The organism is Algoriphagus persicinus, assembly GCF_035156415.1.
Taxonomy (GTDB): domain Bacteria; phylum Bacteroidota; class Bacteroidia; order Cytophagales; family Cyclobacteriaceae; genus Algoriphagus; species Algoriphagus persicinus.
The window spans coordinates 1-24,622 of sequence record NZ_JAYEEY010000020.1; the positions used below are offsets into that span (position 1 = coordinate 1).

General features: G+C 41.1%; 20 protein-coding genes and 1 tRNA gene. 18 read left to right on the top strand and 3 right to left on the bottom strand.

The genetic code is table 11. The features are described 5' to 3' along the window. Positions 1–254: 254 nt before the first annotated feature. Positions 255–863: a hypothetical protein gene (locus U3A58_RS15355; RefSeq protein ID WP_323824817.1), complete on the top strand. Its 609-nt coding sequence runs from the start codon at positions 255–257 to the stop codon at positions 861–863. Between the two features lie 26 nt (positions 864–889). Here U3A58_RS15355 and U3A58_RS15360 read toward each other — a convergent pair whose 3' ends face one another. The 3 genes from U3A58_RS15360 to U3A58_RS15370 all read right to left on the bottom strand — a co-directional run bounded on the left by U3A58_RS15360 (position 890) and on the right by U3A58_RS15370 (position 3,823). Next, positions 890–3,127: a xanthine dehydrogenase family protein molybdopterin-binding subunit gene (locus U3A58_RS15360; RefSeq protein WP_323824819.1), complete on the bottom strand. Its 2,238-nt coding sequence runs from the start codon at positions 3,125–3,127 to the stop codon at positions 890–892. 3 nt (positions 3,128–3,130) lie between these two features. Continuing rightward, on the bottom strand, positions 3,131–3,601 hold the full coding sequence (locus U3A58_RS15365) for a (2Fe-2S)-binding protein (protein WP_323824821.1): 471 nt from the start codon (positions 3,599–3,601) through the stop codon (positions 3,131–3,133). A 151-nt stretch (positions 3,602–3,752) separates the two neighbouring features. Then, positions 3,753–3,823, bottom strand: a tRNA-Cys gene (locus U3A58_RS15370). 365 nt (positions 3,824–4,188) lie between these two features. Between U3A58_RS15370 and U3A58_RS15375 the strand changes: the two genes are divergently transcribed. From U3A58_RS15375 to U3A58_RS15455, 17 genes are all read left to right on the top strand, one after another. Next, positions 4,189–5,448: a c-type cytochrome gene (locus U3A58_RS15375; RefSeq protein WP_323824823.1), complete on the top strand. Its 1,260-nt coding sequence runs from the start codon at positions 4,189–4,191 to the stop codon at positions 5,446–5,448. A 39-nt stretch (positions 5,449–5,487) separates the two neighbouring features. Then, entirely contained in the window at positions 5,488–8,571 is a 3,084-nt protein-coding gene (locus U3A58_RS15380; RefSeq protein ID WP_323824825.1) for a TAT-variant-translocated molybdopterin oxidoreductase, read from the top strand. 17 nt (positions 8,572–8,588) lie between these two features. Then, on the top strand, positions 8,589–9,953 hold the full coding sequence (gene nrfD / locus U3A58_RS15385; RefSeq protein WP_323824827.1) for an NrfD/PsrC family molybdoenzyme membrane anchor subunit: 1,365 nt from the start codon (positions 8,589–8,591) through the stop codon (positions 9,951–9,953). A gap of 2 nt (positions 9,954–9,955) precedes the next feature. Then, positions 9,956–10,489, top strand: coding sequence for a DUF3341 domain-containing protein (locus U3A58_RS15390; RefSeq protein ID WP_323824829.1), 534 nt, complete (start codon positions 9,956–9,958; stop codon positions 10,487–10,489). 10 nt (positions 10,490–10,499) lie between these two features. Further along, complete coding sequence (locus U3A58_RS15395; protein WP_323824831.1) at positions 10,500–11,207, top strand: c-type cytochrome; 708 nt, start codon at positions 10,500–10,502, stop codon at positions 11,205–11,207. A gap of 2 nt (positions 11,208–11,209) precedes the next feature. Then, on the top strand, positions 11,210–12,502 hold the full coding sequence (locus U3A58_RS15400; RefSeq protein ID WP_323824833.1) for a quinol:cytochrome C oxidoreductase: 1,293 nt from the start codon (positions 11,210–11,212) through the stop codon (positions 12,500–12,502). 23 nt (positions 12,503–12,525) lie between these two features. After that, positions 12,526–13,557 (top strand): cytochrome c oxidase subunit II, encoded by a 1,032-nt coding sequence (locus U3A58_RS15405; protein ID WP_323824835.1) that lies wholly within the window; start codon positions 12,526–12,528, stop codon positions 13,555–13,557. An 18-nt stretch (positions 13,558–13,575) separates the two neighbouring features. Beyond that, entirely contained in the window at positions 13,576–15,450 is a 1,875-nt protein-coding gene (locus tag U3A58_RS15410) for a cytochrome c oxidase subunit I (protein WP_323824837.1), read from the top strand. Next, positions 15,434–16,510 (top strand): COX15/CtaA family protein, encoded by a 1,077-nt coding sequence (locus U3A58_RS15415; protein WP_323824839.1) that lies wholly within the window; start codon positions 15,434–15,436, stop codon positions 16,508–16,510. The genes U3A58_RS15410 and U3A58_RS15415 overlap by 17 nt, the downstream gene beginning before the upstream one ends. 2 nt (positions 16,511–16,512) lie before the next feature. Further along, entirely contained in the window at positions 16,513–17,415 is a 903-nt protein-coding gene (gene cyoE, locus U3A58_RS15420; protein WP_323824840.1) for a heme o synthase, read from the top strand. A gap of 2 nt (positions 17,416–17,417) precedes the next feature. After that, complete coding sequence (locus tag U3A58_RS15425; RefSeq protein ID WP_323824842.1) at positions 17,418–17,999, top strand: cytochrome c oxidase subunit 3; 582 nt, start codon at positions 17,418–17,420, stop codon at positions 17,997–17,999. Between the two features lie 27 nt (positions 18,000–18,026). Beyond that, complete coding sequence (locus U3A58_RS15430; protein ID WP_323824844.1) at positions 18,027–18,803, top strand: cytochrome c oxidase subunit 3; 777 nt, start codon at positions 18,027–18,029, stop codon at positions 18,801–18,803. 19 nt (positions 18,804–18,822) lie between these two features. After that, a complete protein-coding gene (locus tag U3A58_RS15435) occupies positions 18,823–19,155 on the top strand; it encodes a cytochrome C oxidase subunit IV family protein (protein ID WP_323824846.1) in 333 nt (110 codons plus the stop codon). A 76-nt stretch (positions 19,156–19,231) separates the two neighbouring features. Next, positions 19,232–19,906: an SCO family protein gene (locus U3A58_RS15440; RefSeq protein ID WP_323824848.1), complete on the top strand. Its 675-nt coding sequence runs from the start codon at positions 19,232–19,234 to the stop codon at positions 19,904–19,906. Next, positions 19,887–20,441 carry a DUF420 domain-containing protein gene (locus U3A58_RS15445; protein ID WP_323824850.1) on the top strand — a complete coding sequence of 185 codons (555 nt, stop codon included), beginning with the start codon at positions 19,887–19,889 and terminating at the stop codon, positions 20,439–20,441. The genes U3A58_RS15440 and U3A58_RS15445 overlap by 20 nt, the downstream gene beginning before the upstream one ends. Positions 20,442–20,595: 154 nt before the next feature. Further along, positions 20,596–20,847: a hypothetical protein gene (locus U3A58_RS15450; protein WP_323824852.1), complete on the top strand. Its 252-nt coding sequence runs from the start codon at positions 20,596–20,598 to the stop codon at positions 20,845–20,847. A 56-nt stretch (positions 20,848–20,903) separates the two neighbouring features. Beyond that, on the top strand, positions 20,904–24,608 hold the full coding sequence (locus U3A58_RS15455) for a HAMP domain-containing sensor histidine kinase (protein ID WP_323824854.1): 3,705 nt from the start codon (positions 20,904–20,906) through the stop codon (positions 24,606–24,608). Positions 24,609–24,622: the final 14 nt, after the last annotated feature.

Consider the following 24,622-nt stretch of genomic DNA (forward strand, 5'->3'; position numbering starts at 1 on the left):
AAACAGGTCTTGAAAATCTCTTTACCAGTCAAAAAAAGACCCTGGATGGATGGCATCTTCTCCCAAATTCAGAATCTAAGCCCCCCTTTTAATTATTCTAATGCATAATCCGGGTTTAATCGTTTGGTCCGCTTCGCATGAATCCGCACTTTTCCAGAAAGTAATAGTTGTCGTGTCTTTAAAGAAAATGGTTGTAGCACATCGGCTCTTTCTCTCGTCTTGGCTAAACTACTTTTATCATTAATTTCGGTATTATGAGAAATGCCATTTTATTTTGCTTTATCCTGCTAGTAAATTTTTCAGTCACAGCTCAATCATCTTTGGAAGTGAAAGGATATTTCGGGCTTTCCGGAACTAGAGCCGACAGGAAAGTTGCTCTGGATGGGGCGAGTTCTGTTGATATGAAAAACTTTAAAGAGTTTGGGCTTTTGCTATCTAAAAGTGTAGGAAGCAATTTTAGATTGAATACGGGGTTAAATTATGCATTTGGTGATTTGAGTTTTAGACCAGGTCCATGCGGCGACCCCATTTGTATGCAGGATTCTTCAATACTGTATGTTCATGAACCTAAGTTTAAAATGCTTTCTGTTCCCTTGTATGCAGAATATGGGTTTTGGAAATTTCTGTATGCGGCAGCTGGTTCAATAGTAGACTTTCAACTATCGGACGGAAATAATTTCTCAGATCAAAGTGGGATTGGCTATTTAATCGGTCTTGGAGGAAGGGTTGAAACTGAAAAAATGTCATTTTCCATCTTTCCCAATTACAAAAGGCATAGTGTAATACCTTTTGACGATTCGGCTATGTATAAACATTTACTTCAAGAGCTAGGGCTTCAGTTTGGCGTAGGCTATAAATTCTAGTTTGTGACGAGGGATGGCTTGTAAGGTTAGACTTTACTCCAATCTATCTTTTCTGGTTTAATGGGCAAGTCCCTGACCCGACTTCCGGTAGCATCAAAAACCGCATTGGCGATAGCCGCTGCAACCGGCCCCATCGCTGCCTCTCCAGCTCCCATTGGCTTTGTCTCGGGTCTATCTATAATGTGAACTTCCAATTCTGGCACATCCAGCATTCGGAAAATAGGATAGGTGGCCCAATCCACACTTGTAATTCCATTTTGGTCATAATTGACTTCCTCCATCATCGTCCAACTGGCCGATTGGATCATGCCACCTTCTGTTTGATTTTTTAGGCCGTCGGGATTGATTGTCAGTCCAGAGTCTATCACTCCTGTAAGTTTTTTGAGTTTAAAGTTCTTCGCTGCTTTATCGATTTCTACCTCTGCCAATACTGCAAAATAGGAGGTGGAATTCTTGTATCTCGCATAGGCAACCCCAAGCCCTGTATTCGCAGGTTTGCTTCTCGATCTCCAGTTGGTCTTTTTAGCGAGTTCTTCCAGAACAGCTTTTGCTCGGGGATCTTCCAGGTTTTTTATGCGAAAATCGAATGGATCGTAACCTGATTTATGGATCAATTCATCCATAAATGATTCCATTGCAAAGGTATTTGCATAGGCTCCCAAACCTCTGAGTGAGGATGTTCGAAGTGGGCCGTTATAGTTGAAGAGATGAAGTTGCTTTGCTTGGAAGCTATATTCTGGAATTCCGTTTCTGTAGGAACCGGCGGAAAATCCTCCTTTTCGAAATACAACCGGAGGATCTAAATGTCTTGCAGACACGAAACTTCCCGCTCTGCCATTTGGGCGTGTGCTATGTGAGTCCGACCAGACAATACTATCCCAAGCTAGAAGCTTTCCTTCTGAATCAATTCCCGCAGAAAGTTGAAATGCCATCGTAGTGCCGTATGGTTCCCATTTGTGTTCATCTTGTCGCATCCATTGCAGGCGAACATGCTTTCCGGGTATTTCCTTCGCGATCAAAGCTACCTCGCCAGACACATCATCGGCACCATTATGCCCATAGCAACCAGAACCTGGCACGCCGATGCAACGGATTTTTTCCTCATCCATAGCGAAAAGATCGGATAAGGTGCTTCGCACAGGGTAAACTCCCTGAGTCGCAGTCCAAACTGTCAGCTCATCACCTTCCCAAATGGCCAATGCGCAGGAAGGCCCCATGGAGGCATGCATGTGATAGGGTCGGAAATACGCTGCGTGATGGTTTACGGCTGCATTTGAGATAGTGACCCCTATTCCAGGAGAGACCTTCACTTGTTCGGGGTTACCAGGCGTGCGTTTAATTGAATCAAGAAGTTGATCAGGCAGGATTTTGATAGCAGCCTTGTCCCATATCGCTAAGGAACTTAATTTTTCTTGTGCTTTTATAGCTTGATATTCTCGCTCTGCGACTACTGCCAAAAAACTTCCATTTCTAATCACTTTCAATACACCGGGCATAGATTGTACTTCAGTTACATCTATGGATAGTAATTGACACTTGTAGGAAGGTGGGTGAAGCACACGGGCATGAACCATTCCAGGCATTTGCAGGTCATGTACAAAGTGAGACTCGCCAACTACCATTTTTCGGATATCATCCCGCTTCAGCGGTAGACCCACGTATTTATATTCTTTTGGATTTTTAGGGGTAGCCTCCCCGGTGATTTTTTGCTCAATGAATTTCCCTTCCAATAGTTTCCAGTAGCTTATTTCTTCTCCGGAAGGAGACTTTATGATTCCGTTTTCAACCCTTAGGGAGTCAGGAGTTAAATTCCATTTTTGTCCTGCCTGCTTCACTAAATAAAGTCTAGCTTCCGCCGCTGCCTGACGTATGGAGCTTCCGCTGCCTTCTACTGAATTACTTCCGGCGGTAAAACCTTCATTAGCTGTTTGACCAGTGTCTGAATTAATAATGTGACAGCGATCAGGATGGATATCCAGTTCTTCTGCTGCGATTTGTATCAAAGCAGTTTTTATTCCCTGCCCTAGTTCCTGTTTTCCTGAGAGCACAGTCAGGTGTCCTTCGGCATCCAGTCTAATCCATGAATCGATTAACTTATTATCGATATTTGGACGAAAAGGAACTCCTACATAAGGAGGAATCTCATTTGGAGCCCCCTTTGTTTGGCAAAAAACGAGCGGCAAAATGTTAAACCCGATTAATAGATGTCCGGTAGTTTTGAGAAATGAACGACGGCTGGAATTGGGAATCTGTATATCTTCCATGGGTTAGACGTTTGAGCTTTTAGATGCCAGTTTCACAGCTTCAATAAATCTGTGATGAGTGCCACATCGACATATTACTGGATTTAGTGCTGTACGAATTTCCTCATCGCTAGGACTGGGGTTATCTTCTAAAAGTGCCACTGCAGATATGATCATGCCATTGACACAATAGCCACATTGTGCCGCTTGCACATCTATGAACGCCTGCTGTACTGGATGAAGCTTGCCGTTTTGTTCCAATCCTTCTAGACTTGTTATTTTCACATTTTCGAAACTTGCACATGGTCGAAGACATGTTAGCTCTGCTTTAGAGTCGGCGATCACCATACATGCACCGCATTGCTGAAGTCCGCAGCCATATTTGGCTCCTTTTAACTCAAAATCATCTCTTAGAATATAAAGAAGAGGCTCTTCAGGATCTGCGGAAACAGTGGTGGATTTTCCATTTACTTGTAAAGTGATGTTTTGACGCATGATAATCAGCAGTTTAAAAATTAAGCTAGGGAATGTCTGCCTGAATTACAATTAGAGGAAAAAAGAATTAGGTCTTACTGGAGTTTTTTGTTGCAAAAAGTTAATGGTATAAACCAAAAAAAGCATTCGCAGTGGCGAATGCTTTTAGTTGAGGTCGAGAGCGGATTCGAACCGCTGTAGAAGGTTTTGCAGACCTCTGCCTAGCCACTCGGCCACTCGACCAATCAGAATTGGAATGCAAATGTAGTTATTATCTCCTTCCCTGCAATAAACCCCTTAATTATTTTAAATCTTTAAAGTCAAAACAGGTTCTTAGCTAATTAAAATTCAAGAATAAGAAGCCTTGTATCGTGGGATTTCAAAGTAAGTTTAGAATGCTTGCGAAATACATTCTATTTATAACGGTTCTAAATTAAAATCAATTTAGAATATTAAGCTTAAATAACTGTAATACAGTGCTATATGAAATCAATATGAGGTCCATTATATCATCTGCCTTCCATCAACTCAAGTTTGAAAAATTGGCTTCGGGTAGTACCTTTGCAAGGGTTATAAAAAACCGCATAAACTATTTAATTAGCTATAATATGTTATCTAAACGCTCGTTAGTAGGGGTTCGATTGAATTTCCACACACTGGCAGTGCTGTTTTTCATGCTGATCGGGACGCAGTATTTTGCTGTTGCCCAAGAAGTTGATAGTAGCGACGAAGCAGTAGCAGCAGGAAAAGCTCTATTCAATACAAATTGTAAAACTTGCCACAAACTCGATCAGAAGATGATCGGTCCTGCTTTGAGAGGAGCTACCGATAGGAAATCTGTTGAGCTTGTAAAAAGTTTTATTAAGAACTCTCAGGCAGTAATCGCATCGGGTGATGCATATTACAATAGTCTATTTAAAGAGTATAACAATACAGTAATGATTTCTCATGAGTTTTTGAGTGATGATGATCTGAACAATCTACTCTCTTACATTGAGTTTGGGGATACGGTGGATCCAGCGGCGGCAGCTACTGCAGGAGCAGAAGGTGGTGCAGTTGCAGCTGGTGGAGGAATTCCAAACGAATACCTTACTGTTATACTAGGAGTATTAGTAGTTGTTCTTCTTTTGATTTTGGTGGTATTGGGATTGATTATCTCTGTATTGACCAAATACTTGACCAAGCAGGATCTTGATGAGGATGACAAAGAATTTGTCAATCAGAAGACTAATCTTGGTAAGGTATTCAAAAGTGACATGTTTGTAGTTATAGTAACAGCGCTAGTTATTGCTTTGGTAGCTAAGACTGCTTTGGATGGACTTTATTCAGTAGGTATTCAGCAAGGATATGCACCTTCACAACCTATTGCTTATTCACACGCCCTTCATGCAGGTACCTTAGAGATTGAATGTCAGTATTGCCATACTGGTGTAGAGATCGGGAAATCCGCAAATATTCCTTCTGCAAACATTTGTATGAATTGTCACACACATGTGCAGAATATACAAGGTAAAGAAGGCGTCTCTCCAGAAATTCAGAAAATTTACGATGCAGTAGATAATAACAAGCCAATCGAATGGATTAGAGTTCACAACCTTCCAGATTTGGCTTATTTCAATCACTCTCAGCACGTTGTAGTTGGTGAGATCGAATGCCAGACTTGCCATGGTCCTATTCAGGAGATGGAAGTTGTTGGTCAGCATAGCGCACTTACTATGGGATGGTGTATAGATTGCCACAGGCAGACCGAAATCACCACGGAAGGTAATGCCTACTATGACAAGTTGGTTCAGGTTCACTCGGACTCCAAAGATGCTTTGAAAGTGAAAGACATCGGAGGTTTAGAGTGTGCAAAGTGCCACTATTAATTCATTATTCTTTTCGCAAATTCATTCTTATATCATAAAATGAAGGAAAATAAAAAAACGTACTGGAAAGGGCTTGAGCAGCTCAATAACGATCCAGAGTTTGTAAAGAACGCTGATAGGGAATTCCCTGAGCTTCCTTCTACACTCAATGAAGAGGGTAGTGCTAGCAGAAGAGATTTTCTGAAAGTAATGGGATTCAGTTTGGCAGCAGCTTCTTTAGCTGCATGTGAAGCTCCTGTAAGAAAGATGATCCCTTACGTGAATAAGCCGGTTGATATCAACCCTTCTATTCCTAATTATTACGCTTCTACTTACGCTACAGGTGGTGATTATGCCTCTATTGTGGTAAAAACAAGAGAAGGGCGTCCGATCAAAATCGATGGTAACGAGCTATCTCCTATCAATAAAGGAAAAGTAAATGCGATCGTAGAAGGATCGATTCTTTCTCTTTATGATAAAGAGAGAATTGCAGTTCCTCACAGCGGAGGTAAGCCATCTGACTGGAAAACAGTAGATGCGCAAGCCAAGTCTGCCTTAGCTTCTGCGGGTGCTGTGAAAATTGTTGCAAATACGATAAGTTCACCTTCTACACTGAAGGCAATACAACAGTTTGCTGATACAATTGGCAATGTGGAAGTGATCATGTATGACCCACTTTCCAATTACGGTATTACTAAGGCTGCTGAGACCTATTACGGTTCAGCTGTTCTTCCTTCTTATTCTTTTGACAAAGCAAAGACCATCGTATCCTTCGGAGCAGACTTCTTAGGATCGTGGATTTCTCCAATTGAATTTGCCCGTCAATACGCTCAGACTAGAAAAATCAGTAAGGAGAAGCCTGAAATGTCTAGGCATTATCAGTTTGAATCCAACTTGTCACTTTCAGGTGCAAATGCTGATTACAGAACTCCAATCAGAGCTTCTCAAAGTGGTTTGGCTGTTCTTGCACTTTACAATGCAATCGCAAAGAAAGCAGGAGCGGCTTCAGTGTCAGCTCCGGCAGTCGAAATAGCTCATTTAGAAAAGGCTGCTGCTGACCTTTGGGCAAGCAGAGGTGCTTCTCTAGTTGTTTCTGGATCCAATGATCCAAACGTACAAGTCGTTATCAATGCAATTAATGAACTACTTGGAAGTAATGGAACAACGGTGGATTTTGCTAATCCAACTTACTATAGAAAAGGCGATGATGCCAAAATGAATCAGTTTGTAACTGATTTGAGTGCAGGAAATGTAGGTGGAGTTATTTTCTATAACTGTAATCCTGTATATGATTTTGCTAGAGGCACTGAAATCGCTGCTGGTATTGCAAAAGCAAAAGTGAGTATCTCTACCAATGGTACTTTAGATGAGACTTCATCTTTGGTACAAATCGTAGCGCCAGATCATCATTTCCTAGAGTCTTGGAATGATTTCGAACCTAAGAAAGGTCACTTCTCCCTTGCTCAACCAACGATTTCCCCGCTTTTTGATACCAGACAAGCTCAAGAATCTTTCTTGGTATGGGCTGGTGACTCTACTTCTTATTATGACTTCCTTCAGTCCAACTGGCAAAGTGATGTATTCACACAGGTGGAATCTGGCGGGACTTTCCAGGAGTTCTGGGATCAGACTTTATACAATGGAGTATTAGCTATCAACGCTACTACTGAGGCTTTGGCTCCAGTAGGAAATGTAAGTGCTGCAGCTTCAGTTGTCGCAAAAGCATACCCTGCCGATAATGCCTCTGCTGAATTAGTGATTTATACTAAAGTAGGTATCGGAAACGGTATTTACGCAAATAACCCTTGGCTTCAAGAATTGTCAGATCCTATCTCTAAGGCAACTTGGGACAACTATCTGACCGTTTCTCAAAAATGGGCTACCGATAATGGGGTGACCATGTTCGAAGGGGAAACTAGCAAAGCTTCCATTACTGTAAATGGCAAATCCCTGGTCGTTCCTATCCTTATCCAACCAGGACAAGCTGAAGGGACTTTCGGTTTGGCACTTGGATACGGTAGAACCAAAGCTGGAAGAGTAGCAAATGGAGTAGGTGTCAATGCATACGAATTGCTAGATGTCTCTAGAGGATTTGTCAATTTTGATATCACTTCTGGAGTAGAGATTTCTGCTACTGGAGATACCTATAGAATTGCACGCACCCAAACTCACCATACGTTCATGGGGCGTGAAAGCGTAATCCAAGAATCTGTATTAAGTGAATATCAAAAAGATGCTTCTGCGGGTAGATACCATCCACAGGTGTATAAAGACGGCGAGTTTGTAAAGCCTTCCAAGATTTCTCTTTGGTCTGGACACAAATATTCTCAGCATCACTGGGGTTTAGCTATCGATATGAACTCTTGTATCGGTTGCTCTGCCTGTTCTATCGCTTGTCAGGTTGAGAACAACGTGGCAGTAGTGGGCAAGCAGGAAGTATTGAATAGAAGAGAAATGGCATGGATCAGAATAGATCGCTACTATTCTTCAGATGCGGCAGCGGATGATTTGAGTGCTATGGAAATAGCTGCTAGCAATCCTGAGGTTACTTTCCAGCCTATGATGTGTCAGCAGTGTAACAATGCTCCTTGTGAGACAGTATGTCCTGTGGCTGCAACTACCCACTCTTCTGAGGGACTTAACCAGATGACCTACAACAGATGTATAGGTACAAGATATTGTGCAAACAACTGTCCGTATAAAGTGCGTCGATTCAACTGGTTTAAATATCATGACAACAAGGATTTCGCCGGAGTGAATGTAGCTCAAAATGATGATTTGGGTAAAATGGTCTTGAATCCGGATGTAACAGTACGTGCACGTGGTGTGATGGAAAAATGCTCCATGTGTGTTCAGAGAATCCAAGCAGGAAAGCTAGAAGCTAAGCGTGAGAAGCGCAAAGTGAAAGATGGAGACATCAATGTAGCTTGTGCTGTGGCTTGTCCTACGGATGCTTTGGTATTCGGAGACATGAATGATTCGAATAGTAAAGTTTCTCAACTTCTTAAAATTGAGGAGAACAGTACTTCCGCCTTGAAAGAAGTGAATGAAGAAAGAGCATATCATGTATTGGAAGAGATCAACGTTAGTCCAAACGTTTGGTATTTTACCAAAATCAGAAATAAAGACAAAAACGAAGCGTAATCAAAATTTATTAAACTATGCAGGTTACTTCATCCGTACGCGAGCCGTTAGTTACCGGGGGTAAATCCTACCATGATGTGACACATGATGTGTCGCGGCATGTAGAAGCAAAACCAAATATCAGATGGTTTCTTGCTTTTCTTACTTCTGCCGGTGTTTTGGCTTTAGGATCTATCGCTGTTATAGCCACCCTTTGGGAAGGCATCGGCATGTGGGGTCTTAACAAAACCGTAGGCTGGGCTTGGGATATCACCAACTTTGTTTGGTGGGTAGGTATTGGTCACGCAGGTACGCTTATTTCAGCTGTATTATTGCTTTTCAGACAGAAGTGGAGAACATCCATTAACCGTGCTGCAGAAGCAATGACTATTTTCGCGGTTATTTGCGCAGCAATGTTCCCAGTACTTCACATGGGACGTCCATGGTTAGGAGCTTATTGGGCACTTCCACTTCCAAACGTCTTTGGTTCTCTTTGGGTAAACTTTAACTCCCCGCTCCTGTGGGATGTGTTTGCGATTTCTACTTACTTCTCTGTATCATTGGTATTCTGGTACATTGGTCTGATACCTGATTTCGCTACCATTAGAGATAGAGCTACTGGACTGAGAAAGATAATTTACGGAGCACTTTCATTTGGATGGGATGGCGCAGCAAAATCATGGAGTAGATACGAATCAGTTTCTTTGATTCTTGCTGGTTTGGCTACACCACTTGTACTTTCAGTACACACGATTGTATCCTTTGACTTTGCTACTTCAGTTATTCCAGGATGGCACACTACGATCTTCCCTCCATACTTTGTGGCAGGTGCAATTTTCTCTGGTTTCGCCATGGTATTGACCCTGATGATCGTTACCCGGAAAGTTTACAAACTGGAAGATTACATCACGATAGGACATATTGAATTGATGAACATCGTAATTATCATCACGGGTTCTATCGTAGGCATAGCCTACATTACTGAGTTTTTCATTGCTTGGTATTCAGGTGTAGAAGCAGAGCAATATGCATTCATCAACCGGGCAACCGGTCCCTATTGGTGGGCATATGCATCCATGATGACTTGTAATGTGGTTTCTCCACAGCTTTTCTGGATTAAGAAAATCCGTACTTCCATCGTGGCAACTTTTGCTTTGTCTATTGTCGTGAACATCGGAATGTGGTTTGAGAGATTTGTAATTATCGTCACCTCTCTTCACAGAGATTATCTTCCATCTTCATGGGCGATGTTCTACCCAACTTGGGCTGATGTAGGAGTTTATCTATTTACATTTGGTTTGTTCTTCACCCTGTTCTTCTTGTTTGCCAAATTCTTCCCGGTGATCAACATGGCAGAAGTGAAAGCGGTATTGAAGTCTTCATCTGATAAAGTGAATAAATAATCATGGAAAGAGACACACATTTTGTTACTGGAGTTTATGAAGATGAGGATGTATTACTTCATGCAATCAAAGAAGTAAGATCTACAGGGATCAAAATCCATGAGGTTTACTCACCATATCCTGTTCATGGGATTGATGATTACCTCGGCTATAAAAGAAGCAGGTTGCCAATCGCAGCTTTCTTGTTTGGTTTACTAGGGACTTCCTTGGCTTTGACCATGCAGTATTACATGATGGCCTTCGACTGGCCAATGATCATCGGGGGTAAAGATTACGGAGCATTTCCTGATTTCATTCCTGTTACATTCGAATTGACAGTGTTGTTGGCATCATTCGGCATGGTAGGGGTATTTATGGTAAGCACTAATTTGAAGCCATGGGCGCAGCCTAGAATTTTTGATTTGAGAATCACTGATGATAAGCATGTAATGGCAATTGATATAGCAAATAATTCAGCTATCGAGTTGGCAAAAATTGAAGAGATATTGAAATCTTCTGGAGCCTCAGAGGTAAATAAAAAAAGTTTTGAAGAGTAAATCTGGAAATATGAAGATTGCTAAAACACTAAGTATTTTAGGGATTGCAGTAGCAGGGATTACCTTTGCGGGCTGTAGAGCTGGAGGAGAGGATCAAGGCTTGGAATTTGCACCTCAGATGTATCACTCAGTAGCTTATGAGCCTTTGACTCAGATCATGGATTCAGAGACCAAAGGAGACCTCATCTCTACACGAGAGGATGGCAAAGGCGAATATTTTAACAGTAACATCAACAACCCTCATCACATGAATATGCGTGAGCCAGTTGCCAATACTGTGCAAAGAAATAAGCAAGGCTATTTGCCTTACAGATATAAAGCTTTTGAAATAGAAGAAGCAGGTTCCACTGTGAAAAATCCTATAGAACTTTCTGATGCAGTAATGGAAGATGGTAAGAGACTATACAGTCTTTACTGTACTCCATGCCATGGATCAGCTGGTGCTGGCGATGGTAAAGTGGGTATGATCATCGGTGGTGTGGCCAACCTAACAGGTGGTGCATATACTGGTCTTTCCGAAGGCCACATATATCATGTGATCACTAAAGGAAAAGGAAGAATGGGAGCCCACGGGTCTCAGATCACGCCAGAAAACAGATGGAAGATTGTTCACTATGTGAAGCAAGAACTCCAAGGTGGTCAGAATGCTGATAATGCAGTAGCAGCAGTAGCAGAGGCTGACCAAGAAGTTACACAAGTAGAAACTCCAGCTAATTAATTATGGCTCACGACGTACAACACTATAATCTGGATCAAAAATTTGAATTCACATCAGCGACCAAAAAAAGCGTATTTACGGTTTTGGGAATCGGTGCAGCATTACTAGTACTTGGTATCGTACTAGCGATGTTTGGCGGTGGCCATCATGAGGCAGCAGAAGCTGAAGGACATGCTTTTCATTGGTATGAGCGTCTTTACGCTAACCTTTGGATCAATAATGTGTACTTCACAGGTATTGCTATCATCGGCGTATTCTTCTTTGCCATCCAGTATGCAGCTCAGGCTGGATGGTCTACTGCGATCATTCGTGTCATGCTTTCTTTAGGTAATTGGTTGCCAATTGCAGGAGTATTGATGATCGTTACGTTCTTCGTGGCAAATCATGATTTGTTCCACTGGACGCATGCTTACTTATTTGATAAAGCTTCCCCAGAATATGATAGTATCATTGATGGAAAAGGATCCTTCTTCTATTGGCCTATGGAAAAAGGAACATTCCCTGTATTCTATATTTTTAGAATGGTCTTGTTCTTTGGCTTCTGGGTATTCTTTTTCAAGAAATTCCAAAGCTTTACATACAATGAAGATTTAATCGGTGGTACTGCTACATGGTACAAAATCAGAAGCTGGTCAGCATTTTTCTTGATTTTCTTTGCTGTGTCATCTTCCATAGCAGCATGGGACTGGGTCATGTCAATTGACACCCACTGGTTCTCTACTCTATTTGGATGGTATGTATTTTCATCTTGGTTTGTTGCTGGTTTAGCTACAATCACCTTGCTTACAATCTTCTTGAAGAGTAAAGGCCTACTTGAGATGGTTAATGAAAATCACGTGCATGACTTAGGTAAATTCATCTTTGGATTCACCATCTTTTGGATGTATTTATGGTTCTCTCAGTTCTTGTTGATTTATTATGCCAACATACCTGAGGAGACTGTTTACTTCATCGAAAGACTGTCAAGTGACATATATGGGCCATTCATATTTGTGAATTTAGCCATGAACTTTGTGCTTCCTTTCCTGTTACTTATGACGAGAGATTCTAAACGACATGGAGTATTCTTGAAGCTAGTTTGTGCGTTGATCATCGCTGGTCACTGGGTTGACTTCTTCCTTATGGTACAGCCAGGTACATTAGGGCATAATGGAGGCGTTGGATTTATGGAAGTAGGCATGTTCTTAATTTATGGAGCAGCCTTCACATTCGTAGTTCTTTCTGGATTGGCAAAAGGTAATTTGGTTCCTAAAAACCATCCAATGCTTGAAGAAAGCTATAATCATCACATTTAAATAACAGCCGAAATAATTAAGGTATGTACGGATTTCTGATTGGAGTAGGGGTTCTTTTGATATTTTCCATAATATGGATGGTATATCGAATCCAAACGTTAGTCTCTGTGGTAAAAGGATCTGATAAGAAGATCGCTTCAGGGAGTAATAAGGTAAATGCAATTTTGTTTTTAGTTTTCTTGGTGGGTACAGGCATTCTGATGTTCTGGTATTCTATCAAGGAATTTCACAACTATCAATTACCAGTTGCATCTGAGCACGGTGTGGTGACTGATTCATTATTCTGGTGGACCATGGGCATCACTGGCATCGTATTTTTGATTACGCATGTATTGCTTTTTGTTTTTCCATATAAATATCAGTATAACGAGAAGCGAAAAGCTGATTTTTACCCAGATAATAACAAGCTTGAAATTATCTGGACTATCGTGCCAGCATTTGTTCTTGCAGGTTTGGTAATTTCAGGATGGGTAGCGTGGTCAGACATCACTGCTCCTGCTCCTGAGAATGCGCATACAGTGGAAATCATGGGGTACCAGTTTGCGTGGGAAGTTAGATATCCAGGCAAAGACAATGTATTGGGAGATTATGATTATCGACTGATTACAGCGACTAATTCGCACGGAATTGATTTCTCGGATAAGAACGCCATTGATGATTTTCCCTCTCCTGTTGTCGTGATACCGAAGGGAGAACCTGTTCTGTTCAAAATCAGGGCTAGGGATGTACTTCATTCAGTTTTTGCGCCTCATATGAGATTGAAAATGGATGCAGTACCTGGAATGCCTACCCGTTTTTGGTTTGTACCTACCAAGACTACCGCTGAGATGAGAGTGGAAACAGGAAACCCTGAATTTAACTACGAGATCGCCTGTACTGAAATATGTGGTAGAGGTCACTTTGGGATGCGGAAAATCATAGAGGTAGTGGAGCCTGAAGCATATCAGAAATGGTATGCTGAGCAAAGGTCTTTTATCCAAATGAATCCGGCATTAGCATCAGGACTTCCCTCTGAGACGCAAGAGGTAGCCGAAATTCAACTAGTCGAAAAGTAATAAACAAAATTATAGATTATGTCTACAGCATCTGTCGCAAATCATGACGCAGCACACGACCATGAGCACCATGATAATTTTGTAACTAAATATATTTTCACTCAAGATCACAAAATGATCGCAAAGCAGTACTTAGTTACTGGGATGTTTTGGGCTTTACTTGGAGGATTTCTTTCCGTCCTATTTAGATTACAATTAGGATTTCCTGAAATGGATATGTCTTTCCTTCGTCCGCTACTAGGTGGATGGATTGACGAGTCTGGGAAATTGGATCCTACCTTCTACCTTGCTCTGGTTACAATGCATGGTACCATCATGGTATTCTTTGTATTGACGGCAGGTTTGAGTGGGACTTTCTCCAATTTCCTGATCCCGTTGCAAATTGGTGCAAGAGATATGGCATCAGGGTTTATGAATATGCTTTCTTACTGGTTATTCTTTCTTTCCGGTGTGATCATGTTTATATCCTTGTTTCTTAAAACCGGACCGGCAGCTGGTGGTTGGGTGGTATATCCACCACTATCAGCGTTGGAGCAAGCAATTCCTGGATCTGGACTTGGCATGACGCTTTGGTTGGTTGCGATGACATTATTTATCGCATCATCTCTAATGGGTGGTATCAACTACATTACTACTGTCATTAACCTGAGAACTAGAGGAATGTCATTCTCGAAGCTGCCTTTGACTATATGGGCTTTCTTCTTGACCGCTGTAATCGGCCTGTTGTCCTTCCCTGTTTTATTTGCAGCAGCATTGCTATTGGTTTTTGATAGAAGCTTTGGTACCTCATTCTACCTTGCTGATATCTATATCGGTGGAGAAGCTCTTCCAAATACCGGAGGTAGCCCAGTATTGTACCAACATTTATTCTGGTTCCTAGGTCACCCTGAAGTTTACATTGTATTGCTTCCAGCGTTGGGCATTACCTCTGAGGTAATTGCCACTAACTCAAGAAAGCCGATCTTTGGATACAAGGCAATGATTATTTCTTTGCTTGGCATCACGGTACTTTCTTTTGTGGTTTGGGCTCATCATATGTTTGTGTCAGGTATGAATCCATTCCTTGGTTCCATCTTTATGTTCCTGACTTTGATCATTGCTGTACCTTCTGCAGTAAAAGTATTTAACTACTTGACGACACTCTGGAGGGGGAATTTAATCTTCACTCCAGCGATGTTGTTTTCAATAGGTCTAGTATCCTTCTTTATTTCCGGGGGCTTGACAGGTATTTTCCTTGGAAACTCTGCTATTGATATTCAGCTTCACGATACCTATTTCGTTGTAGCTCACTTCCACTTGGTAATGGGTTCAGCCTCATTCTTTGGGATGATTGCAGGTGTTTACCATTGGTTCCCTAAGATGTTTGGCAGAATGATGGATGCCAAATTAGGCTATATCCACTTTTGGATTACATTCGTGGGTGTTTATATGGTATTCTTCCCTATGCACTACATCGGTATTGCTGGATTCCCTCGAAGGTACTACAGCTGGACTAACTTTGAGTTTGCCAATATGTACACTGATTTGAACATGTTCGTATCAGTAGCTGCAATTGTTACTTTCGTAGCACAGTTTATCTTCTTGTTCAACTTCTTCTATTCTATGTATAAAGGAAGAAAAGCAAACTTGAATCCTTGGCAATCAAATACACTTGAGTGGACTACTCCGCTTCATCCAGGACATGGCAACTGGCCAGGTGAGATTCCTTCTGTTTACAGATGGCCATATGATTACTCTAAGCCAGGTGCTGAAGAGGATTTCATTCCTCAAACAGTTCCACTTTCCGCAACTCCAGAATCTAACCTTCCACATGAGCAGGAATTGGTGAAAGTAGAGTTGGAGATAATGAAAGAAGAAGAGGAAGTATTGGTTTCAAATGAAACAAAACACTAATAATGCTATAAACAGCTTTCGCCGAGTCAGTATGATCACGGTGATAGCTGTTTATTTACTGATTCTTATCGGCGGGATAGTTAGAAGTTCCGGTTCTGGAATGGGTTGTCCTGATTGGCCGAAGTGCTTTGGTAATGTGATTCCACCAACTAGCGTGGATCAACTACCGGTAAATTATCAGGAGATTTATCTCAATAAAAGATTGGCCAAGAACGAACGGTTCGTGGCGACACTTGAAAAATTAGGATTCTCAGATAAGGCAACGGAAATCGCTAACGATAAGTCAATATATGTTGAGGAAGAATTCAATCCTGTTAAAACTTGGATTGAATATCTGAATCGATTGGCTGGAGTGGTGATTGGGTTATTGATTGTGCTTACAGTCTGGAAGTCATTACCACTTAGAAAAATGGACGGATGGATTACTATCTTGTCTATTTTCAATCTTATTCTAGTTATTTTCATTGGTTGGATAGGCTCTATTGTAGTTTCTACAAATTTGCTACACTGGATGATCACTTTCCATATGATGTTGGCTTTGCTGTTGGTTTCTCTATTGATCTATGTATATCATAGGTCAGGGAAGTTGATCCAAAGCAAAAGAGTGAAAATGAATGTGCCGCGAAGAATTGAGCTTTTATTGTTGATAGGGATTATCTTAATGTTGGTTCAAGTTGTACTTGGCACTCAGGTTCGAGAGCAGATTGATATCATCTCTTCATCTCTCGGGAATATGCTTAGAGACGAGTGGGTAGGTAGAGTAGGGTTAGATTTTCTCATTCACCGGTCCTTTTCATTAGTTGTGCTAGGAATTCACGTTTTATACTTCTTTTGGGCATTTAAATATACGCTTAGAAGGTCTCAAGTTAATCTTTGGTCTCAGGCCTTGATGATTCTGATTATACTGGAAATAGCTACAGGAATGGGAATGTCATATTTTGGTATTCCAGCATTCCTTCAGCCGATCCATCTCTTATTAGGTTCTCTAATTATAGGAGCACAAGTCATCTTGCTACTAGAAATCAGAGAAAACATTCAGTTTCGATTAAATACAAATTGATCATGAGGACAGTTGAACTAACTGACCATATTAGTAGTCAAGTACTAGGCAAGATTAAAGCTTATGCTGAGTTGATCAAATTAAGGCTTTCAGCTTTGGTTACCTTCTCAGCTGTCTTTGGCTACATACTTGGTGATCGAGGCGCAAGTTTTGGCTGGTCTGGCTTTATAGGCTTAGCGCTTGGAGGCTTCTTAATCAGTGGTGCCTCTTGTGCGGCAAACGAGATTTTAGAGCGTGATTTGGATAAGCTGATGAAGCGTACCCAAAACCGCCCACTCCCATTAAAACTTATCTCCCTTCAAGAGGCACTATGGGTGACTTCTATAGTTGCCGTGATCGGTGTAGGGTTACTTTGGTATTTTACCAATCCTTTGACCACTTGGTTGGGGATTTTGAGTATGGTGTTGTATGTGTTTGTATATACTCCATTGAAGCGTGTGGGGCCAATAGCGGTCTTTGTTGGCGCTATACCTGGGGCTTTACCGCCTCTTTTGGGCTGGACAGCGGCTACTGGAGCTATTACTCATGAAGCTTTGATAATTTTCGGGATTCAATTTATCTGGCAATTTCCGCATTTCTGGGCGATTGCTTGGGTAGGCGATGAAGATTACAAGGCAGCTGGATTCAAACTATTGCCCAGTGGTGGTGGTAAGGATTTAAATACAGCTATACAAATAATGATCTATACCTTATTCCTTCTTCCCCTTGGTTTGCTACCAAGTTATTTTGGACTTACAGGGATGACATCAGGTATTGTAGCGACTGTTTGTGGAGTGCTCTTCCTTGCTCAGACTTTCTCATTAATGAAAGATTGCTCGCGCAAATCAGCTCTGAGAATTATGTTTGGCTCATTTTTGTATTTGCCAATCGTACAGATTGCTTACTTATTAGACAAACTACCCTAACCATGGAAAAGGAACTTCAATACGTCGATATGGTAGATCAGCCTATTGCAATGCATCCTAAGAAGTTTGCATTATGGCTTTTCTTGGTTACTATCGTGATGATATTTGCAGCTCTTACGAGTGCATATATCGTAAGACAATCAGAAGGGAATTGGCTGGAATATGATCTTCCATCTATTTTCTGGGTCACTTCTGGGATCGTGGTTGTGAGTAGTATATGCCTTCACTATGCTTATACAGCGGCTAAAAAGGATAACTTGGCAGGACTTAGAGCAGGGCTTAGCCTAGCTGTTCTGTTTGGTGTAGCGTTCCTAGTGGGGCAGTGGTATAGCTGGGTAGCTTTAGTAGATGCGAATGTGTTTTTCGTAGGTAATCCTTCAGGGTCATTTCTCTATGTATTCACTGGATTGCATGCCGTTCACTTAATCAGCGGTGTGATATTTCTGATTATTGTATTAATTTCGACTTATAGATATAAAGTGCACTCCAAGTCAATGGATACACTCGAAATGGCCACTACATTCTGGCATTTTCTATCCGCACTGTGGTTATATCTATTTATGTTTTTGCTTTTGAATCATTAAAATAAACCAAGTACAAATCAATATCTTATGTCTGCGCATTCTACTGCTATAGGAGTAAGCTCGAAAAGAGGCGTTTGGGGAGGTGGTAATGAACCTCTCAAAGCCAGTTATGGAAAACTCATGATGTGGTTTTTCCTTCTTTCCGATATCTTTACTTTTGCCGCTTTTTTGATTACTTACCTCTCTATTCGTGTCAGTTATCCTGCTTATGCCGGACCTGCCACTAAATTTGTAGGGTCTAATGAATATTGGCCAATTCCTGAATTGGTTTTTGACGCCATTCCTTTTGTACATGGAGTTCATGCGCCACTAGTTTTCGTAGGTTTGATGACGTTCATATTGATAGCTAGTTCTGTTACCATGGTTTTGGCTGTAGAGGCTGGTCATAGAAATGACAGAGATGATGTGGTGAAATGGATGCTATGGACACTTGTCGGTGGGATTACGTTCTTGAGTTGCCAGGCGTGGGAATGGAATCACTTTATCCATGGATCTGAAGCAGGCGCGGTTTTGAATTATATCAATGGCATAAGTCAGAATGTGACGGAAACAGTATTTGGAGCTAATTTGCTAGTGAATGAATATGGTCCGGCATCATTTGCAAACCTTTTCTTCTTCATCACCGGCTTCCACGGTTTCCACGTTACTATTGGTGTGATACTTCTATTTATGGTGTTTTATCAAGCAGCCGTAGGAGTTTACGATAGAAGAGGTCACTACGAAATGGTTGAAAAAATAGGCTTGTACTGGCACTTTGTAGACCTGGTTTGGGTCTTTGTATTTACTTTATTCTACCTGATCTAAGCGTTAAAATATTAGAATTATGGATATTCAAGAAAATAAATCAACACTTAACGTTGTTCCTAGGAACAATGAAAAGATCAAAAAAATCTGGAAGACGGCTTTCATTTTGCTTGCTATTACCACTGCAGAATTTGTGATGGCTTTCACCATGGATAGAGGTATTTTGCTTTACTTCTTGTTCATAGCCCTTACCATCTGGAAGGCTAAATATATCATGATGGAATTTATGCACCTTGGTGACGAGGTGAAGCCGATGATCTATTCCATTTTGGTGCCTATCGCATTTTTATTCTGGCTGATCATAGTTCTTTTAAAAGAAGGCTCGGATATATTTTCACTGCGCTGGTTTTAATCAGAATTTCTTAAGATGTAAATAAAAGAAGGTTGAAGTGAGACACTTTAACCTTCTTTTTTGTTAAACCACTATTATGAGAAGTTTGAGAATATTACAAGGGTTTGTTCTTGTGTGCATCCTCTTGGTGCCCATTTTGATTTTCCTATTTCTTAAAGGCTTTGGTAGCAACAGTTATGATATCCCGATCTTTTATGAAAAAGGCGTGGATAATCCATTCAAGGAATGTCCGGTTGCCGACACTACTCAGCATTATATTCCTGAGTTTTCGTTTACTAATCAGGAAGGTAAACTAGTAGGTAGGTCAGCTATGGAAGGAAAAATCACCATAGTGGACTTTTTCTTTACGTCATGTCCCAGTATCTGTCCTAAGATGTCTGCAGAGATGGAGCGGGTCAATGATATGTTTCGTGACTATGACCAAGTTCGGATTATGTCTATTAGTATAGATCCAAACTATGATACTCCGGAGATTCTTAAAGAATATGCCGAGAAGCATAATGCAGAAGCTGGCAAGTGGGATTTCTTGACTGGCGGAGTGCAAGAGACCTACGACTTAGCCAAGTGTGGCTTTATTATTCCTACAGTTGATGGACTAGGTGTTCCTGATGATTTTGCACACAGTGATAAGTTCATGCTTATTGATGAACTTGGACGGATCAGAGGCTATTACAGTGGTACTTCCCGTGAGGATGTGGATTTATTGATGTTGGAGACTAAAGTGTTGTTGCATGCAAGTGAAGGGAAATAGTCTGTTAGAAAATGAGCGTAAGGTCAAGGGCTGGATTATTGCCATTTCTGTTATCATCCCGATGGCAGTGGCCGTACTTATATTCATGCCGTCCAAAATTGATCTGGGCGTGGCGTGGGTTTATTTTCTTCCGCATCTGAATGCCGTGGTGAATTCAGCTGCTACGTTAGCGTTGATTGCAGGATTGTTGTTTATCAAAAAGGGGAATATTCCTTATCACCGTGCCTCTATGACGGTAGCGTTTGTGTTGGGGGCTATATTTTTGGTTTCGTATGTGATCTATCATGCAGCAGCCGAAAGCACTTCCTTTGGTGGAGAAGGGATGATCCGCAGCATCTATTATTTCTTGTTGCTCACACATATTGTATTGGCTGCAGTTGCTCTTGGTCCTATTCTATTTGCCTATTACTACGGATATACAGATCAGCGTGTGAAGCACAGAAATGTTGTTAAATTTGCTTACCCTATCTGGCTTTATGTGACTCTCACAGGGGTAATAGTTTACCTGATGATCAGTCCTTATTATGTACATTAAAAACCTGCGCCCATGTGCGACCGTAGGGAAATAGTATGAAATCGAGCATGACTCAAGCTTCACACACTGGGATGATTATTATCCATGCGAGATTCTCCCGATCCGCCGCGGCGGACGGGACAGGCTATCTGATCATTGAAAAAAAAATAAACTGATGAAAAAAGCACTCAAAATAGGATTCCTTACCTTCGTCGCTTTTCTGTTTCAAACTGCAAGTTTTGCTCAGTGTGCTATGTGCCGGGCATCTGTAGAGAATAATGTCAGCAATGGCGATACTAGTATAGGAGCTGGTTTGAATCTTGGGATCATGTACCTTTTTGTTATGCCTTATCTGATAGCAATGGTGCTGGGGTTTTTCTGGTATAGAAATGCTAAAAAAAGAAAGGCAAAAATAGCATTGCACTAAATGAATAAAATAGCAAAGTTTGATCAAGGACTTTGCTTTTTTTATTTTACATCTAAATGAAGCATGATTCCCGTCGTCTGATCATCTTGATCAGTATATTCTCTCTTCTTGCTGTGCTGATCTTGAATTTCTTTTTCTTTCAGAAAAGCGATCAGGATACTTATTTGCAAGCTTTGCAGGATAGGATTCAAGCCGTGGATAAAGAATTTGATGAGGATTTTATTCAAATTCTTATGGATGTCAGGCCCAATGACACCCTGAGCTTTGGGCAAATAAGTATCCCTATTCACAGACACCCATTTTTTATTTTAAGTCCTGAAAAAGACCTTTTGTACTGGTCAGATTTCACGCTCACGCTGGATTTTTCCCAAGTCAATCTTGAGAAAGAATATCAGCTGCTCAAAGATCCTTATGGCACACTTCTGCTCAAGGTTAGGAATGTCAAAAGGAATGGTGCTGAATATGTGATGGTTCATGTGCTTCGCCTGATTTGGCCAGGGAATATCGAAAATAACTACCTGATCACAGGTGCTAATCCCAGCATCTTTGGCAACGACCGATTCGAACTTTTTGTAGATCCGGAGGAAGCTGTATCCATAGTTAGGAATCCTGCTGGAATTCCACTTTTTGGGATCAATTTCCTATTTGGTTACAGCCCTGCAGGAATGGTAGTTAATCCTGCCATTCTGATTTTCTTCACTTCAGTATTCTTGCTCTATTTTCTTTTGAGTTCAGATTTTGTGCTTAGCAAGTGGACATCCGGGAGAAGATGGCAGTCAATTGGCTATGCGATTTTTGTACTTGGGGCATTTAGAATCATGATGCTTTTACTTGATTTTCCGAGTAACTACCTCAATCTGGCTTTATTCAATTCCGCGAATTACGCCTCATCCTGGTTTAATCCAAGCCTCGGCGATTTGCTGATCAATACCTTATGTGGCGTTCTGATCTTGGCGATGGTGATCTTTCAGCTGGCATCCAAGGCCATGCATGAGAAGATAAAAATCTTGAAATCTCCGAATGAGTTTCGTGTTTTTTTATTTTTCGCACTTCTGGTGAGCTCCACAGGCATGTATCTGGTGTGGTCACTGCCTCGGGATTTGATGATCAATTCACAGTGGGCCTTGGATATTAGCTCTATTCCCTCATTTGATTGGTTCAAGGGCATCAGCTTCTTTATGCTATTCCTTTGGGGGGCAGTCTATGTGCTGATCACCCTGACGATGTTTAGTTTGCTTTTGGAGGTCAATCCCCACAAGAAAGTTTATTACAAATGGATCACCCTCATAGGCCTTCCCATCGCTGGCTTGTTATTCTTCTTTACTATTTGGGGGGCAGTTGTCTGGTTCATTCACCTTGGGTTCCTTGTTACAATAATTCGACTTGAGCTCTTTAAAAATGCCTTTAAACTCGGATTGGACACGTTTCTCACCTTCTTTTTTGCCTGCTTAGTGACAGCCATTATTGGTGGGATCAGTACTTTTCAGACAGAAAAAAGTGAATTGATCCTGTCCAAAACCCGCTTTGCAAATCAAAATCTCATTGAAAATGATGTGATGACAGAGTTTTTTCTGGGGGAAATATTCACACGCATCAAAAGTGACTTGTTTATTCAAAACAGGATAGCTGATCCACTGTTCTCCAAAGAACCTATAGAAACCAAAATCAGGAGGATCTATTTGGATAATTACTTTGATCAGTTTGAAGTTCAAGTCAGGATTTTCTCCTCATCTGGGCAACAAATATTGGGATCTTCGGAGGGTGAAAATCTCAAAAATATCCAATTGGAATACATCAACAGCGATTATGCTACGAGTGTCAAAGACTTGTATTTTATCCGTGGCAATGAATCGAATACTGGTAACCGTTTCGTCGCTTTTGTGCCCCTAAGCAAAGAAGGTTCATCGCTGGGTACTATTTTTCTAGAACTTAGGCAGTTACGTGTACAGCCCACTAGTGTCTATCCCAAATTATTATTGGATAAAAAGTATAATGACAAGCTTGACCCGATTCTTTACGATTATGCCATTTTCAAGAATCAGGAATTTATCAGGAACTCAGGCTCCTTCAATCACCTGAGCAAAGAATTTCAGCAGGTATTGGCTCGTAAATCCTTGTTGACATCGGGTATTCATCTAGGTGGGTATCATCATTTTGGAATTAAAAACGGTAATGAGTTGATTGTCATCACTTCAAGGAATATTTCCGTTTCTCATTTTTTTGGCAACATATCACTATTCTTTGTGCTTTTCGTGCTCATGACGTTCTTGTCCATTTTGATCAATACTTTGATCACCGGAGTCAAGAATTTTGAATTCAATTATTCCACCAAGCTTCAGTTGTATCTTAATTTTGCTTTTTTCTTTCCGATCATTATCATCAGTATCATCACAATCGGCCTTTTGGCAAATAGCTACCGCGATGATCTTGATCGACAGTATATTCAAAAAGCTGCATTGATCAGAGGTAATCTCGGAAGCTTCCTTAATAATCAACGCCCAGAAAATGTGGATAGTGATCTTCTCAATGAGGAAGTCAATGAACTTGCAAATACCATAGCCAGTGATATCCATGTTTATAGCACAGAAGGAAAGCTGGAATCCACTAACCGCCCAAATATCTTTGATAAGAAAATCCTCGCTCCTTTGATTAATCCAAAGGCTATCTCCGAGATAGAAGAGATGGGCCAAAGTCAATACCTGGCTGATGAGCAAATAGGGAAATTGCGGTACAAATCAGTTTACTTGGCAATTCCGGCTACGGCTAGTCAGGAGAACTTGGGCATTTTGGCAGTGCCATTCTTTGAGTCTGAAGCCGAACTGAACACACTGATCGCAGATGTGCTCAGTAATATTTTCAATGCCTTTGTGGTGATTTTCATCCTGTTCTTATTCGTTTCTTACTTTGTCTCCTCTAATCTTACTTTTCCCTTCAAATTGCTTACGCAAAAGCTGAAAGCTACCAACCTAGAGGATAACGAGCCCATGTACTGGGGTTCCAAAGACGAAATTGGCTTGCTGGTGAATGAGTATAACAACATGCTTTTCAAACTGGAAAACAGTAAGAAAGTACTTGCTTCTACGGAGAAAGAATCTGCATGGCGGGAGATGGCAAAGCAAGTTGCCCATGAGATCAAAAATCCGCTGACTCCAATGAAGCTTACGCTGCAGCACCTGATCCGACTCCAAGATGCGGGAAGATTAGACGACGCGGAAAAGCTAAAGAGATCACTGGAAACATTGATTCATCAAGTGGATGCGCTCAGTGGAATAGCTTCTTCGTTTTCAACTTTTGCAAAAATGCCACTGCCGAATAATGAGTTGATGAATTTCAAATCGGTGCTAAATAAAGTCTTGGAGCTATTCTCCGGTGATCAGCAAGTCGAATTGATTTTCCAGGATGATTCATTTACCCAGGATATTCCGATTATAGGAGATGATAAGCTGTTTGGAAGAGTGATCTCAAATCTAATAATCAATGGCGTTCAGTCGGTGGGGACAGGAGTCAAACCTGTCATCAGAGTTTGGCTTTGGATGACAGACCAAGCGGTTTTTCTGGAGATTACCGACAATGGCAAAGGCATTTCAGAGGAACTCAAAGACAAGATTTTTATCCCTAATTTCTCTACTAAGTCCACAGGATCTGGCTTGGGATTGGCTATTGCAAAAAGTGGAGTGGAAACTGCTGGAGGTAAAATCTGGTTTGAAACTGAGCTAGGAAAAGGTACTACCTTCTATCTCACCTTTCCTTTGCTGGGATAATTCATCTTTTTAGT

Coding starts and splice junctions, on each gene's coding strand:
- U3A58_RS15390 (WP_323824829.1), top strand. CDS start 9,956: ATGGAAAGAGACACACATTTTGTTACTGGAGTTTATGAAGATGAGGAT.
- U3A58_RS15365 (WP_323824821.1), bottom strand. CDS start 3,601: ATGCGTCAAAACATCACTTTACAAGTAAATGGAAAATCCACCACTGTT.
- U3A58_RS15375 (WP_323824823.1), top strand. CDS start 4,189: ATGTTATCTAAACGCTCGTTAGTAGGGGTTCGATTGAATTTCCACACA.
- U3A58_RS15450 (WP_323824852.1), top strand. CDS start 20,596: ATGAAAAAAGCACTCAAAATAGGATTCCTTACCTTCGTCGCTTTTCTG.
- U3A58_RS15440 (WP_323824848.1), top strand. CDS start 19,232: ATGAGAAGTTTGAGAATATTACAAGGGTTTGTTCTTGTGTGCATCCTC.
- U3A58_RS15360 (WP_323824819.1), bottom strand. CDS start 3,127: ATGGAAGATATACAGATTCCCAATTCCAGCCGTCGTTCATTTCTCAAA.
- U3A58_RS15395 (WP_323824831.1), top strand. CDS start 10,500: ATGAAGATTGCTAAAACACTAAGTATTTTAGGGATTGCAGTAGCAGGG.
- cyoE (WP_323824840.1), top strand. CDS start 16,513: ATGAGGACAGTTGAACTAACTGACCATATTAGTAGTCAAGTACTAGGC.
- nrfD (WP_323824827.1), top strand. CDS start 8,589: ATGCAGGTTACTTCATCCGTACGCGAGCCGTTAGTTACCGGGGGTAAA.
- U3A58_RS15435 (WP_323824846.1), top strand. CDS start 18,823: ATGGATATTCAAGAAAATAAATCAACACTTAACGTTGTTCCTAGGAAC.
- U3A58_RS15430 (WP_323824844.1), top strand. CDS start 18,027: ATGTCTGCGCATTCTACTGCTATAGGAGTAAGCTCGAAAAGAGGCGTT.
- U3A58_RS15355 (WP_323824817.1), top strand. CDS start 255: ATGAGAAATGCCATTTTATTTTGCTTTATCCTGCTAGTAAATTTTTCA.
- U3A58_RS15380 (WP_323824825.1), top strand. CDS start 5,488: ATGAAGGAAAATAAAAAAACGTACTGGAAAGGGCTTGAGCAGCTCAAT.
- U3A58_RS15405 (WP_323824835.1), top strand. CDS start 12,526: ATGTACGGATTTCTGATTGGAGTAGGGGTTCTTTTGATATTTTCCATA.
- U3A58_RS15425 (WP_323824842.1), top strand. CDS start 17,418: ATGGAAAAGGAACTTCAATACGTCGATATGGTAGATCAGCCTATTGCA.
- U3A58_RS15455 (WP_323824854.1), top strand. CDS start 20,904: ATGAAGCATGATTCCCGTCGTCTGATCATCTTGATCAGTATATTCTCT.
- U3A58_RS15400 (WP_323824833.1), top strand. CDS start 11,210: ATGGCTCACGACGTACAACACTATAATCTGGATCAAAAATTTGAATTC.
- U3A58_RS15445 (WP_323824850.1), top strand. CDS start 19,887: ATGCAAGTGAAGGGAAATAGTCTGTTAGAAAATGAGCGTAAGGTCAAG.
- U3A58_RS15415 (WP_323824839.1), top strand. CDS start 15,434: ATGAAACAAAACACTAATAATGCTATAAACAGCTTTCGCCGAGTCAGT.
- U3A58_RS15410 (WP_323824837.1), top strand. CDS start 13,576: ATGTCTACAGCATCTGTCGCAAATCATGACGCAGCACACGACCATGAG.